The sequence below is a fragment of the Mesorhizobium sp. WSM4817 genome, assembly GCF_055811135.1.
Map to the genome: position 1 here is coordinate 306,251 of NZ_JBVVQQ010000003.1, position 15,961 is coordinate 322,211.

Here is a 15,961-nt window from a genome sequence, read left to right on the forward strand (position 1 = left end):
ATCGCGTCAACGGAGCCTAACACGTGATGATTGCGAAAAGTGGTGAACCAATCTGGGCCGTCGGGCTGATGACCGGCACCGTGCTGGATGGCAATATCGATGTTGCGCTGATCAAGACCGACGGCGAGCGGATCGCGGATTTCGGCACCTACACACTGGCGCCCTACCCCGGATCGATCCGGACGCTGCTGGAGGAGACGCTGGATCAGGCCAGGGCGTGGAATTTTGCCGGACCGGAACCGGCGATCTTTCGCGAAGCCGAAGAAGCGCTGACGCGCGCCCAGTCTGCGGCCGTCAAGGACCTGGTCGAAAGCTACGGGCTGACGATGGCCGATATCGGCGTCGTCGGCTTCCACGGCCAGACCGTGCTGCATCGCGCCCCGCAAACCGGCCGGCTCGGCCAGACCCGCCAGCTCGGCGATGGGGCTTTGATGCATGCCATACTGGGGACGAAGGTCGCCTATGATTTCCGTTCGGCCGACATGCGGGCCGGCGGACAAGGGGCGCCGCTGTCGGCCGCCTATCATGCCGCGCTGCTGCGCGATGCCGATATCAGCGGCGACACGGCGGTGCTCAATCTCGGCGGCGTCGCCAACATCACTTGGTGGGACGGCAAGGACAATATCGTCGCTTTCGACACCGGACCGGCCAATGCGCCGCTGAACGATTTCATCAAGGCGAAAGGACTTGGCGACATGGATCGCGACGGTGCGCTGGCGCGGACCGGCACCGTCGACGAAGACCGGCTGGCCAAGCTCCTGCAGAATCCCTACCTGGCCAAGCCCTATCCAAAATCGCTGGACCGCTTCGATTTCGGCGCGGCCATGGCGGAGGGATTGAATGCTGAGGATGGCGCCGCGCTGCTGACGGCCTTCACCGCCGCAGCCGTCGGCAAGGCGCTCGACCTCCTGCCGCACCGGCCAAAGCGACTGGTGGTCAGCGGCGGCGGCCGCCACAACCCGACGATCATGGCCATGCTCGCCAGCCGCGCCGGCGTCGAAGCGGTGCCGGCGGAGGCGCTCGGCTGGAAGGGTGACGCGGTCGAGGCGGAGTGCTTTGCCTTCCTTGCGGTTCGCGTGCTCAGGGGCCTGCCGATCAGTTTTCCGACCACCACCGGTGTGCCACAGCCGATGCGCGGCGGACGCCTTGCCGGCTGATCAAGCCAGCAGTTTCTTCTGCAGGAAGACGCGGCTGCGGCCGACGGGAAAATCGGGAAGCGCGCCGAACAGCCGATACCCCTGACGCTCATAGGCGTTGACCGCCTGGGGATTGAACGTGTCGATCAAGGCGCCATGACAGCCGCGTGCGACGGCTTCCTGTTCGGCTGCGTCCAGCATCCTGCCGGCCATGCGCTGGCCGCGCAGTCGCTCATCAACCCAGAGCCATTGCACATAGAGCCAGCCCCAGGCGGTATATCCCGAGATGCCGCCGACAACCGCACGGTGCTCATCGCGCACGAACACGGCGAGCACCTTCCTGTTGGCCGGACCGACTTCGCTGTCGTTGAACGCGCTGAGCCGCTCCCCGAGAAAAGCGAGTTCTTTCGGCGAAGGGTCGGCGGTGGTTTCAAGCGTCATGTTCATCGCTTGTCCAGACAGGCTCACAGCCGGATACCCGTATACAGCGCTTCCGGACGCGTGGCACTTTCATTTGCATTTACCGAAGGAAAGGCGGGGAGCGCAAGCGCTGCCGCCGCGTGGCTCCGCGACTACACGGGCCGCGGCGAATGCCACGCCGCCGCCGAAGCGGCAACCAGCATGAGCAGCGCGGCGACCATTGCAGATGCCGCAAAGCCGAAGCTGGAATAAAGCGGTCCGAAGGCCGTGGTGCCGACAAACACCGCGAGATAGGTCACCGCGCTGTTCAAGCCCATGATCGTGCCGCGCCGCGCAGGATCGAGCGCCGAGAGGCGCATCACCAGGACGTTCAGCCCGAAATGATTGGCAAGGCCCCAGACTGCGACCATCGCGATGGTCAGATGGAAACTGCTGCCTGCCGCGGCGAGCGCGACATAGACGGCCGCGACGAGCAGATAGGCGAACGGCATGACACGTCGCGCGCCAAGCCGATCGATCACGCCGTCAAGCAGTGCCGCCATGCCGAAGCCGGCGCCATAAGCGAGCGCCGCCAAGCCGTTGGCGCTGACCGGCCGTCCCAAGCCATTGTGAAGGTGATCGCCAAGATAACCATAGACGCCGTAGAAGGCGGTCATGAAGGCGCCGCAGGCGACCAGGAGCGGCACTATGCCGGGAACGGCCAAAGCGCCGAGCGGCGTCGGCGCCGGGCCGCTTTTCCTGACATCGCCGAGCGAGGTCAGCGTAAGGCCGGTCAACGCGAGCGCCGCAAGCACCGCGACCGCCGCGAAAACGGCGCGCCAATGGACGAGGTCGGCAAGCACCGCCGACAATGAGACGCCGGCGACCATGCTCAGGGTCCAACCGGTCAGCACGACGCCGATGGTTCCGCTTTCGCGGCCAGGCGGCGCGATCGCAGCGGCGCTGGCATAGATTGCCGGCATGGCAACGCCGGCGGCGATGCCGGCGACAAGCTGGGCTGCAACCAGCGCCGTTACCGTCGGCGCGGCGGCGCTGGCGAGGAGCGCGACCGCCAGCAGCAGCAAGGCCCCTTGCAGCATGCGGCGGGCGCCGAGCCGATCGATATAGCGGGCCAGGAACAAGGCGCTTGCCGATGTGCCGAGGCCGAAGGCAGCGGACGCGATCATGACGGCCGGCACGCTCGTCGCAAACGACGCCGCCACCGCCGGTGCTATCGGACCGAGAACCAGCGAATTCGAGCCGATCACCGCGATGCATCCGGTGAGGAGATAGGCGAGCGCCGGGATAGGCGGCCTTGCCGTCAATGTTGCGACTTGATCACTGTTCGTCATAAGGCGATAATGGCCGTACTAAGTTCTGTATCAACAAGGAATTTCGCCATGGATGAAGAAACAGATGGCATTCTGCAGAACAGGCCCGCTGCCCGGGACGTCGACGCAACCGACCGAAAAATATTAGGCGTTCTGGTCGACGACGCCACGGTCAGCTATGCCGAGCTCGGTGATCGCGTCGGCCTGTCGCCGCCGGCCGCGCATGAACGGGTGAAGCGGCTTCGGCGCAGCGGCGCCATTCGCAACACTGCGGCGATCATCGATCCCAAGGCGGTGCGCAAGCCGCTGCTTGCCTTCGTGCACATCGACACCAAGGGCTGGGGAAAGACCCCCGAACTGATGGCGATTTCCGAGCATCCCGAAGTCGAGGAGATCCATTCGGTGGCCGGCGACACATGCATGCTGATCAAGGTCCGCACCGAGGACACAAGGGCGCTCGAAGGCCTGCTGTCGCGGCTTTACGAAACGCCTGGCGTGACCTCGACGCGAAGCTATGTGGTTCTGTCGACCTATCTCGAGCGGCCGGTGCAGCCCGGGATCACGACGGAATGGCCGGCGCCCCGGCACATGGCCAAGCCGCTGTATTAGCCGGAGCGCGAGTCGGGACGGTGTCCGGCTGGGCCCGGCCTGATCGCGGGCTTTGCCTGCAACGACGGCATCGTCATTAACCGATCGAGGCTCGTTACCGAGACGCCTTGTAAAGCTTGGATGCAATCTCGTACATTTCCTCAGGCGCGTAATCCGGTGTGAAAGCTGATGGCTCTCCCACCAACTCCTGGATCTTTCCGCCATCCGGCATTCCTTCGACAACCTCCAATTCACCTGGAGGATCGTCCGGGAGAGCCATTTCGCCATTGCCCCAGATCCCAGCTATCTCACGGTAATCTTCGGGACTGAATGTATAAAGGCGTCGGTGCGAGCCTTCCTCAAGATATTTCTGGCTCTCCGGGATGTTTGCCAGCGGAATGTTGGGCGTTGGAAGCATCTTCTCGATTTCGACACCCGTTATTTGTTTGAGCGCGAGGGCATAGGCGTGGGCATGCACCGATCCCCTTACCAACAGATATCCGCAGACCTCCCGTCCGGTCGGGTCCGACAAGGTTTCGTAGACCCGCAGTTTGTGAAGGCGGGCTCCGCATTCGAGGTGGAAATTGTGGAGGAGGTCAAAAATGACGTTGCCGGTCGTTGTAACGAAATCCTTGTTCCAGCTCAGGCCATTTGAATCGATCGGCACGGCGCCACCACCATGCGACAAAAATCCGGCAGCCAGTCTTGCGTCCTTCATCATATCGAACGGCGCGCCGGTGATATCTGTCGGACCTACCGTGTCAGCGCCGGGTTCATCAGGACCGTTCGCAAGCATCGACACCCCATTGCTGACCAATTCGACATGGCCAAGCTCTTCGGCGGTGATGGCCGCGACCAGGCTGTAGAACGGCCTCAACTTGCTCTTTGATCGGAAATTGAAGCTTTGGAAGAGGTAGTTACCGAGTGTGGACATTTCTCCGTATTTCCCGCCAAGCAACTCCTGGAGCGCTGAAGCGGCATTGACATCCTGTTGGGCCGGTGCCGGTAATTCGATCTGAAGCTTGTCGACGCGCAAAAACATGGTCTATCTCCGTTAGAGGAACGGACCTAACAGCACTTCGACGGTAATGTTCCCGCCTCTCAGAGGAGTATTTCTCCCGTCGACCGGGCTTTCCCAATTGATGCGTTGGCGACCTGAACGCTGCACATGCAGGCGGGCTAACTTTTTAGCTCATGCGGGAGCATGGCGGTGCCATCATCCCTATGGCACATGACACGCGACCGACTGGATGAGGCAGAACAATCTGTACCTCGCCGTCGGCGCTCTGGTTGTCGCAGTCCATCGCCTTGGGCATTTACGTTTTTTCGCGAGGAGACCAGCCAAAAGGCGTGGAACTTCGCATCGATGATCTGCGCACAAAAAGCTGACGCCGTCTCAACCAAGCTCCAAAGTCGTGATCGCAAAGACGCCGAACTGCGCGAGCTGCGGCGCTTTTCCCTTGTACATTCGAGCCGTTTCGAAGCCCGGTTGAAGGCCGGCGAACGACAGGAAAGCCGCAAAGCTTCCACTGGTCTCGGGGACGTCGAGATGGATATTTCCGGGTCCCGAGGCGTTGGCGAGCGCCGCGAACAGGCGGCTTGCCGCGTCCAGGCTGTTGGCAAAGAGCGGACCGATCTTGCAGCCGTCCCGGCAGCGGCGGGCGACGCCGTACCCCTTGATGGCGCCATCCCTGACGATCGCAAGCGCGACGTGCGGCGGGCGCAGCCAGTGTTCCAGGAAGGATTGCCGCGGAGCGGGAAAGAACCGGCTGTCGTAGTCCAGGACATCGGCTTCCGGGCCTATGACGCAAATATCGCTGTCGGCAGCTGCCGGAGCGTTCGGCGTGCCGACCAAGCGGATCGTCCGGTAGACCGGCGCAAAACCCATGCTGCGGTAGTTGGCCTGCTGTTCGACGACCCCATCGAGGCCGATCGTGCGGTCGCCGAGCCGCGCCATGCCAGCATCCCAGACCGCCTTGCCATGACCTTCTCCACGCCTGTCCGGCCGACAGATGTAGAGACCGATGAAGCCGAAATCGTCGCCATAGGCGACGGCCGAAATACCGGCCACCATCTCGCCATCGACAAAGGCGCCGATGAAGCCCTCTGGATCCGCCGCATGGAACGCCACGGCATCGCCAACACCGGGATTCCAGCCCTCCGCTGCCGCCCAGTCGACAAGGATTTTTACGTCTTCAAGTGCGAGCGTTCTGATCGTTCGGCGCATTGCCTCACTCGGCGGCTACGGTACCGGGGGCGAAGGACTTCAATGCGCCAAGATAGGGCTTTGCCAGCGGGTTTGCATAGGCGCCACGCTTGGACGTCGACAGGCCAAGCGCGATCAGTGCCTCGGCCTGCTTGACCGCGGCGCCGACGCCGTCGATGACCGGAACGCCGAACTCCCGCCGCAGCGCGGCGGCGAGATCGGCCATGCCGGCACAGCCAAGCACGATGGCCTCGGCGCGATCCTCGTCGAGCGCGCGCGCGATCTCGCCGCGCAGCTTCAGGATCGCATCAGAGGTTGGGTCTTCGAGCGCAAGAACCGGAATGTCGGCAGCGCGCACGCGTGCCCGTCCTGCCATGCCATAGCGCTGCACCAGCGCTTCGACCGGCACGCGCGAGCGCTCGGTCGTGGTGACGACGGTGAAGCGCTGGGCGATGAAAGAGGCCGTGCTGAGCGCTGCCTCGCAGATGCCGATGACCGGAATGTTGGCCATGGCGCGCGCCGCATCGAGGCCGGTGTCGTCGAAACAGGCGACGATCGCGGCCTGCGCGCCCGAGCGTTCGCCGGCGGCGATCTCGACCAGCAAGCCCGGCACGGCAAGCGCCTCGTCGTAGTAGCCTTCGATCGACACAGGTCCCATCGACGAGGTGACGGCGACGATGTCCGTTCCGGCGGCGGCGACGAGCCGCGCCGCCGCTGCAATGGTTTCGGTCATGCTGGCGGTGGTGTTCGGATTGACGACGAGGATCTGCACTGCGGTTCTCTCAAGCTCGCGGCCGACGGCCGCCGACATAGGCGATTGCGCCGAGCGTCGCCAAAATCACCAGGAAGGAAAATACCGTGGTCACGGTGCCCAGCGCATAGAGCACTGGCGTCGTCACATTCGTCGTCATGCCGTAGATTTCGAGCGGCAGCGTGTTGAACGTGCCCGAGGTCATCAGGGTGCGGGCGAACTCGTCATAGGACAGGGTGAAACCGAACAGGCCGACACCGATCAGGCTGGGCGCGATCATCGGCAGCACGACATGCGCGAAGGTCTGCCAGGAGGTCGCGCCCAAGTCCCGCGCGGCTTCCTCATAGGCCGGCGAAAACCGGTTGAAGACGGCGAACATGATCAGCACGCCGAAAGGCAAGGTCCAGGTCAGATGCGCACCAAAAGCAGAGGTGTACCAGGCGGGACGAAAGCCGATCTGCTGGAAGACGACGCCAATGCCGAGCGAGATGATGATCGACGGCACGACCAGGCTGGCGACTGCCAGATAGAACAATGCGGTGGCGCCGCGAAATTTTTGCCGAAAGGCAAGACCGGCAAGCAGCGACACGCCGACGGTGACGATCATCACCATCAGGCCAAGAATAAAGGAGCGTTTGAAGCTGCCGCCGAAATCACCGACCGCCTGGCGTTCGAACAGATTGGCGAACCAGTGCAGCGAAACGCCGTTCAGCGGAAAGGTCAGCCCGCCATTCTCGCCCTGGAAGGACAGGATCAGGATCGCCGAGAGCGGGCCGTAGAGAAACAGCACGAAAAGGGCGAAGAATGCCGCCAGCACGTAGAATTCAAGGGTGCGCTTGTCCCGGCTCATCGCCTCACAGCTCCTTGCGGATGTCGACGATGCGCAGGATGCCGGCGACCATCAGCAGCACCAGCACCAGCAGCACGACCGCGTTGGCGGCCGCTGCCGGATATTGCAGCAGCGACATCTGGTTCTTCATCATCAGCGCGACGGATGCGCTCTGTCCGCCGGACATCACCTGCACCGTCGAAAAGTCGGCCATCACCAGCGTGACGACGAAGATGGTGCCGATCGCCATGCCGGGCTTGGCAAGCGGGATGACGACGTTCCACAACACCTGCCAGCTGGACGCGCCGGCATCGCGCGCGGCCTCGATCAGCGACTTGTCGATGCGCATCAGCGTGTTGAAGATCGGCGTCACCATGAACAGCGTGTAGAGATGCACCATGGCCAGCACCACGGCGAATTCGGAATAGAGCAGCCATTCGATCGGCTTCGGGATCAGCCCGATCTCAACCAGCGTCGAGTTGACCAGGCCGTTGCGGCCAAGCACCGGAATCCACGAGATCATGCGGATGATGTTGGAGGTCAGGAACGGCACCGTGCAGACCAGGAACAGCACCATCTGCATGGCGGTGGTCCTGATATGGAAGGCGAGGAAATAGGCGACCCAGAAGCCGACGAACAGCGTCAGTGCCCAGACGATACCAGCGTATTTCAGCGTGTTCAGATAGGTTTTCCAGGTCACCCACGAGCCGAGCGTGTCGGCGTAGTTGATGGTCAGGAAATCCGGATACATCGCCGCGAAATCGTAATCCCAGAAGGAGACCACGGCGATCATCAGGATCGGCAGCAAAAGGAACGCGCCGAGGATCAGCGCCAGCGGCGCCGCCTGGAGATAGGGGACGAAGCGGGCGACCGAGACGCGGCGGCGTCTGGCCGGTTTGGCGGCGATCATTCCAGGACGTTCGAGCACTGCTGTCATCAACATCTCGGTAGGCTGCGAGGCGGCCGGAGCTGCGTCCCTTCTCCCCTTGTGGGAGAAGGTGGATTGGCGCGCAGCGGCAAGACGGATGAGGGGTGTTGGAAGAAACTCAGCGTTGGCGATCCGTCCAACACCCCTCATCCGACCGAGCTTCGCTCGGCGACCTTCTCCCACAAGGGGAGAAGGCAAGAAGGCACTACGCCGCGATGAATTCGTTCCAGCGCCTCACCATGTAGCGGTCCTCGTCCATGACCGAGTTCCAGCAGGCGACCTTGCCCATGCGCTGGACGAAGGAGCCGCCGTCACGCACCGCGCCTGCCTTCTCCATGATCTTGCCGTCCGGCGCCATGATGTCGCCCTTGGCCGGCTTGCCGTCGACCCAGTAGCCCCATTCGTCCTCGGACATGAACTGCTTGGCCGTATCCATGGCGGCCGAGTAGTAGCCCTGGCGGTTGAGGTAGGCGCCGACCCAGCCGGAGAGGTACCAGTTGATGTATTCGTAAGCGGCGTCGAGTTCGGCGCCCTTGAGGTGCGCCGCCAGGCCAAGGCCGCCGCCCCACGAGCGATAGCCTTCCTTGAGCGGCTGGTACTTGCAGGCGATGCCCTTGGAGCGCACCGCAGCGACGGCCGGCGACCACATCGACTGGATAACCACTTCGCCCGAAGCCATCAAATTAACGCTCTCGTCGAACGATTTCCAGAACGCCCGGAACTGGCCGTCCTGCTTGGCCTTGATCAGGAAGTCGATGGTCTTGTCGATCTCCTCCTTGGTCATGTTGCCCTTGTCGGCATATTTGATGTTGCCCATGGCTTCCATGATCATCGCCGCATCCATGATGCCGATTGACGGGATGTTGAGGATGGCGGCCTTGCCCTTGAAGGCCGGATCCATGATGTCGGCCCAGGTGGTGATGTCGCGGCCGACAAGGTCGGGGCGGATGCCGAGCGTATCGGCGTTGTAGATGGTCGGAACCATCGTCATCCACTGGGTCGGCTGCTTGGCGAAGGTCTTGGCGTCCTGCGCCTCGACGAAGCCGACCGTATGCGGCGCGGTGCCCTGGGCGATGACGCTGTCGGGCGTCAGCTTGCCGGTGATGAACAGCGGTACGATCTTGTCGTAATATTTCAGCTTCTTGACATCCATCGGCTGCATCACGCCGGACGGATAGACCTTCTTGGCGATCCAGTATTCGATGTCGGCGATGTCGTAGCTGTCCGGCTGGGTCACCGCGCGCTGGGCGGCGGCGTCGGAATCGGTCGCAGTCATTTCCAGCGTGATGCCGAGGTCGGCCTTGCACTTGTCCGCAATGGCGTTGAGGTTCGACACGCCGGTGCCGAACTGGCGCAGCGTGATCGGGTTCTGCGCCCAGATCGTCGGGAACCCGGTGATGGCACCCGAACCGGCGGCAAGACCGACGGCGGCAGCACCGGTCTTGAGCAGCGAGCGGCGGGAAATTCCTGTCTTGTTGTCGGTGGTGTTGGTCATGTCAGTTCCCCTGTTTTGATTGATGGCTCTGGTTCAGGAATCGAGACGACCAAGGACGATCGCGTCCTCGGCGTCCCAGGCGATCGGCACCGCGTCACCGACGGCGACCGGCTTGGCGAAGAAGCTGGTGTCGTCGACGATGACGGTAAAATCCTCAATGCCGGCGCCATTGACCGAGAGTTTTACGGTAGAGCCGCGGTATTCGACGTTGGAAGCGATGCCGGTGAAGCCGAGCCCCGTGGCCACTGGGTCGCCGATCCGCACATGGTCGGTGCGAATGGCGATATCGATCGGCTCGCCGATCGCCCTGCCCTGCCCGCTGGCCGCAAGCGAGGCCCCACCCGGCACATCGAAGACAACCATGCCGTCGCGGCTGCCGCTGACGCGGCCGGAGACGACGTTGTGATCGCCCATGAAGCGGGCGACGAACGCGGTGGCCGGCCGCTCGAAGACGATGCGCGGATGCGCCGCCTGCTCGATACGGCCGTCATTCATGACCACGATCAGGTCGGCGAGCGCCATCGCCTCCTCCTGGCTGTGGGTGACGTGGACGAAAGTGATGCCGAGCGACGTCTGCAGCTTCTTCAGTTCCGCCCGCATGCGGATCTTCAGGAATGGATCGAGTGCCGATAGTGGCTCGTCGAGCAGCAGCGCTTCGGGGTCGGTGATCAGGGCGCGGGCCAGAGCGACGCGTTGCTGCTGTCCGCCCGAAAGCTGCGCCGGGCGGCGGCCGGCGTAGCCCTCCATCTGCATCAGCTTCAGCATATCGAGCGCCCTGGCGCGGCGCTCTTCCTTGCCGACGCCCTTCATCTTGAGGCTGAACGCAACATTGTCGACCAGGTCGAGATGCGGAAACAGCGCGTAGGACTGGAACATCATGGCGGTGCCGCGCCTGGCCGGCGGCAAGTCGGTGACCACCGTGTTGCCGAGACGCACGTCGCCGCTCGATATGCTCTCATGTCCGGCAATCATGCGCAGCGTCGAGGTCTTGCCGCAGCCGGACGGCCCGAGTAGGCAGCAATAGGTTCCCGCGGGGATTTTCAAGCTGATGTCTTCGACGGCAGTCGTTGCGCCATAGATCTTCGAAACGGACACGATGTCGATTTCGGCGGCTTTGGACATCCGGCTTCCTCTCTAAATCAACTTAAGCAAAGCATCATGCATGCCAGTTGCCCTAGATCGGCCTCAAACGATTGATTCCTTGGGAAAATCAGAATTGCCTCCGGCCGCCCCTCGAAATGGCATGCCTACGAATGCACAAATTATAGGCGATCGCTGGCGATTCCCGCAAAAATCGTATGCAATCTTTTCCGGCATCGTATTCACTTTGCCCCTCGTGCAAGCGACCCGGTTCAGGGTAGAAAGGCGCAGGGACCACCATCATGAATATAGCCGACCAGACTTTCCCTGCTGTCGACAGTGCCAACGAGGATCGCGCCCAGGCGATCCGCGACCAGTTGCGCGACGCGATCGTCGATCGCCGGCTGGCGCCCGGAACCAAGCTGTCGGAAGGCGAGGTCGGCACTTTATTCGATGTCAGCCGCACCGTGGCGCGCGCGGCGCTGCAGATGCTCTCCTTCGAAGGCCTGGTGCGGACCGAGCGCAATCGTGGCGCCTTCGTCGCCAACCCGTCGCCGGAGGAAGCGCGTCAGGTCTTCGCTTCGCGCCGGCTGATCGAGCCCGGCATAGCGATTGCCGCAGCCGGGCGGATGACGCCGGACCATGTCGCTGCCTTCAAGGCGCAGCTCGATGAAGAGGGCCGCTTCATTGCCGAACGCGGACCAAATGCAAGACGCTCGGAAATCAAGGCTTCGGGCGATTTTCACCTGCTGCTGGCTTCGGTTGCCGGAAACGCCATCCTCCAGCGCTTCATGGAAGAACTGGTGGCGCGGTCATCGCTGGTGATCGCGCTCTATGGCCGCTCGGGCGTCTCGAGCTGCGGCCATAGCGAACACATGAATATCCTGGAGGCGCTGGAAAATGGCAATTCCGAACGCGCCAGCGCACTGATGCTGCACCACATCGACCATATCGAGGCCGACCTCGATCTGCGCGTCAGGAGCGGTCCGGCGCTCAGACAGGCGCTCGAGTTCTGACGCTCATGATGACCGCAGGGACGCGATAACCGCGTCCCTCAAAGCCGCTCGGCCCGGATCTTCAGGATCTGGTAAAGCAAATCGCGGATGCGCTGCAGCCTCATCGACAATTTCTGGCTCATCTGCATTCCAGTTCTGTTTGCCGACTGCCTGCGTTTTTGATCGCCTCACTCACAAACTTTGGGCCGCCATGGCCATTCCAACCAGCGAGGTGGCGAACCCCGCAGTGCGGACCGTCGTCGGCCAACGAGCCAGCTTGACAGCGGACAGAATGCCGATCGCATGCAGCATCGACGTGGCGAGCACGAAGCCAGCTGCGTAGGCGATGCTGTCGGCGTTCCCGGGGATCTCGAGGCCGTGGGCGTTGCCGTGGAAGAGGCCGAACAGGGCCGTCAGCGCCGCGGCGGTGGCCAGCGGCAGCGGCCTGGCGAGGCCGACCACGGCGCCGAAGACCACGAGCGACAGCGCGATGCCGGTTTCAAGCGAAGGCAGGCCGATGCCGGCCATGCCGAGAAAGGCCCCTGCGACCATGGCCGAGACAAAGAACAGCGGCACATGGACAATGCTGCGCCCGCCGGCACGGGCGCCGATGATGCCGACTGCGACCATTGCGAGCAGATGATCCATGCCGAACAGCGGATGTTCAAGGCCGGCGAAAAAGCCGTGGACGTGAGCGCCGCCGCTATGGGCAAACGCCAGCGACGGTGTGAGGGCGGCGAGAGCTGAAAGGATGCCAAGTCTTGCAAATGTCTTCATGCTTGCGAAAGTTTTCATGGTTGCACCTGTTTGATGAGAATGACGGGTTCTGGTTTCAGTGCCCGGGGACGGTGAATTGCGAAGCGGCGGAACGGTCCGCAAGGGCGCGCGCCGCGGCGAAGCCGAGCGGCTTTTGCTCAGCGCCGTCGTGATAGATGAAAGCGAGACGTCGGCGGTGCGATGTCAGGCGCGCCGGCAGCGGATGATAGGCGACGCCGGTGCCGCCGACGAGCGGCATGACCGCGCCGACGTCGACCAGATCCTCGGTTTCGACGCGCAAGAGATGAAGCCGCACGCCGTTGGCCATCTCGCCGACAAAGGGTATGCCGGCCAGGCGCAGAAAGCTGGATGGGTCCGGCGCCCGCGCAAAGCCTTCGAGGAAGGCGGTTTCGACAAGGTCGAGGTCGACCGATGCGGGATCAACCGGCGGCTCGTGAGCCTGGTCCGGCAGATGCGGCGTCTGCCATTGCAGCGGCTTGCCAGCGGGCCCATTGTGGCCGGGGGCGTGCGGATGGTCATGATGACCGTTCGGCCCGTGATGATTGTGGCCGCCGTCATGGCCATGACTGTGGTGATGATCGTCGTGCATGGTCAGAAACTCACCGGTTTGTCGATGATCGATTTGTGCTTGCCGAGATTGCCGTGGGCGACCATCGAGCCAAGCGCCTCGACGACGACGCGCACGCCGAACAGCGCGGTGATGTCCGACGTGTCGTAGGGCGGCGAGACCTCGACCACTTCCAGGCCGCAAATGCCGGGTGCGGTCACCAGCCCAAGCAGCTTGAGCGCCTCGCGCGGCAGGAAGCCGCCCGGCTCAGGCCAGCCCGTGCCGGGCACGAAACCGCAATCGAGGCTGTCGACGTCGAAAGAGATGTAGACGGCGTCGGTGTCCTTCCATGCGAGCTCGAGCGCGATTTCCGCCGCCTTCTCAAGCCCCATCTGCTCGATGTCGGCAATGGTCAGCACGTTGGTGCCGCGTTTTCTCGCCTCGGCGACGCCGTAGCGCGGGACCTGCCAGCCGCCGATGCCGAGCTGCACGAGATTGGTCGCCGAGACGTTCGGCAGGTTGGTCGCCCAGTACCAGGGCGTGGTGTGCATGCGCTCGTCGAGATCCTTTTCCTGGATGTCGATATGGCGGTCGAAATGGATGATGCCGATGCGCTTCGAGGTCACATCGGCGATGCCGCGCACGCAAGGGAAACCGATCGAGTGGTCGCCGCCCAGCATGATCGGAAGCGCGCCGGACGAAGCGACATGGCTGACGCCCTTGGTGATCTGGTCGAAGCTCTTTTCCAGGTTGGCGGGAATGGTGAAGACGTCGCCGGCGTCGCACAGCGTCATCTGCTCGCGCAAATCGACGCCGAGCTCGTAATTGTACGGCGTGTACAGCGCCGAGATGCGGCGAATGCCTTGCGGCCCGAAGCGGGTTCCCGGCCGGTAAGTGGTGCCGCTGTCGAAAGGAATGCCGATGACGGCAGCATCATATTTGCCGACGTCGCGGACGTTCTCGACATAGGGCGCCTTGAGAAAGGTGTTGATGCCGGCGAAATGCGGCAACTCGCCGCGCGCGAATGTCGGGATCGACTTGTCGACGATCGACTCCGACCCTGGCAGGCCCATGTCGAGCGCCCATTGCTGCTCCTTGCGCCAGCCGCTTTCCGGCAGCTTGCCCTCGGCCTCGATAGATTTCCAGCCCTGCGTGCCGCGGGCGTCGAAATCGGGGTGGTGAAAACGCTCCCTGGCCGCCCGGGCGACGAGCCCTGCACGGCGGTGGCTGCGTTCGGGGATATCTCTGGACATTCAAACTCTCCGTTACGACGCCGTCGTCGCCGTTGCTGTATCCGGCCGGGTCGTCCCAACCATCGCGGCCACCTTGGCCAAGTGATGAGAGGAAGCCCGGGTCTTGCGATCGAGCTTCAAATCGTAGGTGATCGTCGCGCCGTAAGCCGACGGGAACTGCGGATCGTGGCGCACCTTGTCGAAGACCAGCACACGGGTGCCGAGCTTGAAGGCCTCGCCGATATCGTGGGTGACCATCACCACCGTCATGCCATGCTCGGTCCAGAGCTCGGTCAGCAGGTCGTGCATCTCGACGCGGATGCCCGGATCGAGCGCCCCGAACGGCTCGTCGAGAAGCAGGATCTGCGGCCGGCCGAGCAAGGTCTGCGCAATCGCCAGCCGCTGCTGCATGCCGCCGGAGAGCGATGCCGGATAGAGGTCGCGCGCATGGGCGAGGCCAACCCGCGCCAGCATGGCCTCGGCCTGTTGCCTGGCGTTTCTGCGCCTGGCGCCGAAGACGCGGCCAAACGGCCCGCCCGAGCGAAAGTCTTCGACCAGCAGCAGGTTCTGGATGGCGGTCAGATGCGGAAACACCGAATAGCGCTGAAAGACGATGCCGCGCTGCGGCGTCGGCTCGGGCACGATCGGACCATCGCCGACGATGACGACGCCGCTGCTCTGCTGCTCCTGGCCGAGCAGAATGCGCAGGAACGTCGATTTTCCGCAGCCGCTGGCGCCGACCAGCGACAGGAATTCGCCGGCTTCGGCGGTGACGTTGACCCGCTCGAGCACGCGGGCATCGCCATAACTCTTTTCCAGCCCGTGAACGACGATGCGGATCATCTGGCCTCCACCGGATGCGCCCAAGGGGAGATTGCCCGCGACAGCCGCACCAGCAGCCAGTCGGTGATCACGGCAAGCAGCGTGATCCAGGCGACATAGGGCAGGATGACGTCCATCGAGAGATAGCGGCGGACGAGGAAGATGCGGTAACCCAGCCCTTCGGTCGAGGCGATGGCTTCGGCGGCGATCAGGAACAGCCAGGCCGGCCCGAGCGCCAGCCGCACGCAAGTGATGAGGCGCGGCATGATCTGCGGCAGCACCAGCCGCAAGACCGTGGTCCAGCTGTTGCCGCCAAGCGTCTGCGCCTTGGCCACCAACTCTGGTGGCAACTCCACCACCCGGTTGGCGATGTCGCGCACCATCACCGGCGCGACGCCAAGAGCAATCAGCGTGATCTTGGCCGTTTCGCCGAGGCCGAGCGCGATGAACAGGATCGGCAGCAACGCCAGCGGAGGGATGACGCAAACGACGGTGACGAAGGGCAGCAGGAAGGCCCGCACCCGCGGGATGAAGCCGATGGCAATGCCGAGCGAAAGCGCGGCGACCGTCGCCACGCCCACGCCCGCGAACAGCCTGAGGAGGCTGGCATAGGTGTCGACCCACAGGATGAGGTCGCCGGAGCGCTTGTCAGGCACCGTGGCAAGGTCAAGAAAGGCCGACCACATCTGTGGCGGCGAAGGCAGCAGCTTGTCGCTGGGATTGACCGCCAGCCGTTGCGCCGAGGCGATCAGATAGGCAATCGCCACGAACAGGAACGGCAAGCCGCCGAGGAACAAGGCGCCGCCGCGCGAAACCTTCGCATTGATCATACGAAGGCGCACCCT

General features: G+C 63.4%; 17 protein-coding genes. 3 read left to right on the forward strand and 14 right to left on the reverse strand.

The annotated features are described in order from the left end of the window. The first annotated feature begins 26 nt into the window (after nucleotides 1-26). Nucleotides 27-1,157 (forward strand): anhydro-N-acetylmuramic acid kinase, encoded by a 1,131-nt coding sequence (locus AC0L2K_RS06325; protein ID WP_128179719.1) that lies wholly within the window; start codon nucleotides 27-29, stop codon nucleotides 1,155-1,157. Here AC0L2K_RS06325 and AC0L2K_RS06330 read toward each other — a convergent pair whose 3' ends face one another. Together AC0L2K_RS06330 and AC0L2K_RS06335 are read right to left on the reverse strand one after the other, a co-directional pair. Beyond that, on the reverse strand, nucleotides 1,158-1,583 hold the full coding sequence (locus AC0L2K_RS06330; protein WP_128171915.1) for a GNAT family N-acetyltransferase: 426 nt from the start codon (nucleotides 1,581-1,583) through the stop codon (nucleotides 1,158-1,160). It abuts the gene before it with no gap. A gap of 125 nt (nucleotides 1,584-1,708) precedes the next feature. Continuing rightward, nucleotides 1,709-2,887 carry an MFS transporter gene (locus AC0L2K_RS06335; RefSeq protein WP_128171914.1) on the reverse strand — a complete coding sequence of 393 codons (1,179 nt, stop codon included), beginning with the start codon at nucleotides 2,885-2,887 and terminating at the stop codon, nucleotides 1,709-1,711. Between the two features lie 48 nt (nucleotides 2,888-2,935). Here AC0L2K_RS06335 and AC0L2K_RS06340 point away from each other — a divergent pair, with 48 nt between their 5' ends. Continuing rightward, on the forward strand, nucleotides 2,936-3,475 hold the full coding sequence (locus AC0L2K_RS06340; RefSeq protein WP_123146884.1) for an Lrp/AsnC family transcriptional regulator: 540 nt from the start codon (nucleotides 2,936-2,938) through the stop codon (nucleotides 3,473-3,475). A 94-nt stretch (nucleotides 3,476-3,569) separates the two neighbouring features. On the opposite strand, the gene AC0L2K_RS06345 is transcribed toward AC0L2K_RS06340, so the two are convergent. From AC0L2K_RS06345 to AC0L2K_RS06375, 7 genes are all read right to left on the reverse strand, one after another. Next, a complete protein-coding gene (locus tag AC0L2K_RS06345) occupies nucleotides 3,570-4,496 on the reverse strand; it encodes a manganese catalase family protein (RefSeq protein ID WP_128179715.1) in 927 nt (308 codons plus the stop codon). A gap of 354 nt (nucleotides 4,497-4,850) precedes the next feature. Beyond that, on the reverse strand, nucleotides 4,851-5,681 hold the full coding sequence (locus AC0L2K_RS06350; protein ID WP_473530890.1) for a GNAT family N-acetyltransferase: 831 nt from the start codon (nucleotides 5,679-5,681) through the stop codon (nucleotides 4,851-4,853). Between the two features lie 4 nt (nucleotides 5,682-5,685). Beyond that, entirely contained in the window at nucleotides 5,686-6,471 is a 786-nt protein-coding gene (locus AC0L2K_RS06355) for an aspartate/glutamate racemase family protein (protein WP_287119723.1), read from the reverse strand. Beyond that, nucleotides 6,443-7,261, reverse strand: a complete 819-nt coding sequence (locus AC0L2K_RS06360; RefSeq protein WP_023800164.1) for an ABC transporter permease — start codon at nucleotides 7,259-7,261, stop codon at nucleotides 6,443-6,445. Before AC0L2K_RS06360 ends, AC0L2K_RS06355 begins: the two co-directional genes overlap by 29 nt. 4 nt (nucleotides 7,262-7,265) lie before the next feature. Further along, nucleotides 7,266-8,177, reverse strand: coding sequence for an ABC transporter permease (locus AC0L2K_RS06365; protein WP_473530891.1), 912 nt, complete (start codon nucleotides 8,175-8,177; stop codon nucleotides 7,266-7,268). 196 nt (nucleotides 8,178-8,373) lie between these two features. Beyond that, nucleotides 8,374-9,663 (reverse strand): ABC transporter substrate-binding protein, encoded by a 1,290-nt coding sequence (locus AC0L2K_RS06370; RefSeq protein ID WP_473530892.1) that lies wholly within the window; start codon nucleotides 9,661-9,663, stop codon nucleotides 8,374-8,376. A gap of 33 nt (nucleotides 9,664-9,696) precedes the next feature. Then, entirely contained in the window at nucleotides 9,697-10,785 is a 1,089-nt protein-coding gene (locus AC0L2K_RS06375; protein WP_473530893.1) for an ABC transporter ATP-binding protein, read from the reverse strand. Nucleotides 10,786-11,045: 260 nt separating this feature from the next. On the opposite strand from AC0L2K_RS06375, the gene AC0L2K_RS06380 reads away from it, so the two are divergent. Next, a complete protein-coding gene (locus tag AC0L2K_RS06380) occupies nucleotides 11,046-11,759 on the forward strand; it encodes a GntR family transcriptional regulator (protein WP_023800160.1) in 714 nt (237 codons plus the stop codon). 171 nt (nucleotides 11,760-11,930) lie between these two features. On the opposite strand, the gene AC0L2K_RS06385 is transcribed toward AC0L2K_RS06380, so the two are convergent. The 5 genes from AC0L2K_RS06385 to AC0L2K_RS06405 are packed head-to-tail and all read right to left on the reverse strand — an operon-like array spanning nucleotide 11,931 to nucleotide 15,946. Next, nucleotides 11,931-12,533 (reverse strand): HupE/UreJ family protein, encoded by a 603-nt coding sequence (locus AC0L2K_RS06385; protein ID WP_473530894.1) that lies wholly within the window; start codon nucleotides 12,531-12,533, stop codon nucleotides 11,931-11,933. 37 nt (nucleotides 12,534-12,570) lie between these two features. Next, a complete protein-coding gene (locus AC0L2K_RS06390; RefSeq protein WP_473530895.1) occupies nucleotides 12,571-13,104 on the reverse strand; it encodes a hypothetical protein in 534 nt (177 codons plus the stop codon). Nucleotides 13,105-13,106: 2 nt separating this feature from the next. Further along, nucleotides 13,107-14,315, reverse strand: coding sequence for an agmatinase family protein (locus AC0L2K_RS06395; protein WP_128171904.1), 1,209 nt, complete (start codon nucleotides 14,313-14,315; stop codon nucleotides 13,107-13,109). 12 nt (nucleotides 14,316-14,327) lie between these two features. Further along, a complete protein-coding gene (locus AC0L2K_RS06400; RefSeq protein WP_287171725.1) occupies nucleotides 14,328-15,137 on the reverse strand; it encodes an ATP-binding cassette domain-containing protein in 810 nt (269 codons plus the stop codon). After that, complete coding sequence (locus AC0L2K_RS06405) at nucleotides 15,134-15,946, reverse strand: ABC transporter permease (protein ID WP_287063040.1); 813 nt, start codon at nucleotides 15,944-15,946, stop codon at nucleotides 15,134-15,136. The genes AC0L2K_RS06400 and AC0L2K_RS06405 overlap by 4 nt, the downstream gene beginning before the upstream one ends. Nucleotides 15,947-15,961 lie beyond the last annotated feature (15 nt).

Excerpts from the sequence above, each read along its gene's own strand:
- AC0L2K_RS06325 (WP_128179719.1), top strand. The coding sequence starts at position 27 with ATGATTGCGAAAAGTGGTGAACCAATCTGGGCCGTCGGGCTGATGACC.
- AC0L2K_RS06330 (WP_128171915.1), bottom strand. The coding sequence starts at position 1,583 with ATGAACATGACGCTTGAAACCACCGCCGACCCTTCGCCGAAAGAACTC.
- AC0L2K_RS06335 (WP_128171914.1), bottom strand. The coding sequence starts at position 2,887 with ATGACGAACAGTGATCAAGTCGCAACATTGACGGCAAGGCCGCCTATC.
- AC0L2K_RS06340 (WP_123146884.1), top strand. The coding sequence starts at position 2,936 with ATGGATGAAGAAACAGATGGCATTCTGCAGAACAGGCCCGCTGCCCGG.
- AC0L2K_RS06345 (WP_128179715.1), bottom strand. The coding sequence starts at position 4,496 with ATGTTTTTGCGCGTCGACAAGCTTCAGATCGAATTACCGGCACCGGCC.
- AC0L2K_RS06350 (WP_473530890.1), bottom strand. The coding sequence starts at position 5,681 with ATGCGCCGAACGATCAGAACGCTCGCACTTGAAGACGTAAAAATCCTT.
- AC0L2K_RS06355 (WP_287119723.1), bottom strand. The coding sequence starts at position 6,471 with ATGTCGGCGGCCGTCGGCCGCGAGCTTGAGAGAACCGCAGTGCAGATC.
- AC0L2K_RS06360 (WP_023800164.1), bottom strand. The coding sequence starts at position 7,261 with ATGAGCCGGGACAAGCGCACCCTTGAATTCTACGTGCTGGCGGCATTC.
- AC0L2K_RS06365 (WP_473530891.1), bottom strand. The coding sequence starts at position 8,177 with ATGACAGCAGTGCTCGAACGTCCTGGAATGATCGCCGCCAAACCGGCC.
- AC0L2K_RS06370 (WP_473530892.1), bottom strand. The coding sequence starts at position 9,663 with ATGACCAACACCACCGACAACAAGACAGGAATTTCCCGCCGCTCGCTG.
- AC0L2K_RS06375 (WP_473530893.1), bottom strand. The coding sequence starts at position 10,785 with ATGTCCAAAGCCGCCGAAATCGACATCGTGTCCGTTTCGAAGATCTAT.
- AC0L2K_RS06380 (WP_023800160.1), top strand. The coding sequence starts at position 11,046 with ATGAATATAGCCGACCAGACTTTCCCTGCTGTCGACAGTGCCAACGAG.
- AC0L2K_RS06385 (WP_473530894.1), bottom strand. The coding sequence starts at position 12,533 with ATGAAAACTTTCGCAAGCATGAAGACATTTGCAAGACTTGGCATCCTT.
- AC0L2K_RS06390 (WP_473530895.1), bottom strand. The coding sequence starts at position 13,104 with ATGCACGACGATCATCACCACAGTCATGGCCATGACGGCGGCCACAAT.
- AC0L2K_RS06395 (WP_128171904.1), bottom strand. The coding sequence starts at position 14,315 with ATGTCCAGAGATATCCCCGAACGCAGCCACCGCCGTGCAGGGCTCGTC.
- AC0L2K_RS06400 (WP_287171725.1), bottom strand. The coding sequence starts at position 15,137 with ATGATCCGCATCGTCGTTCACGGGCTGGAAAAGAGTTATGGCGATGCC.
- AC0L2K_RS06405 (WP_287063040.1), bottom strand. The coding sequence starts at position 15,946 with ATGATCAATGCGAAGGTTTCGCGCGGCGGCGCCTTGTTCCTCGGCGGC.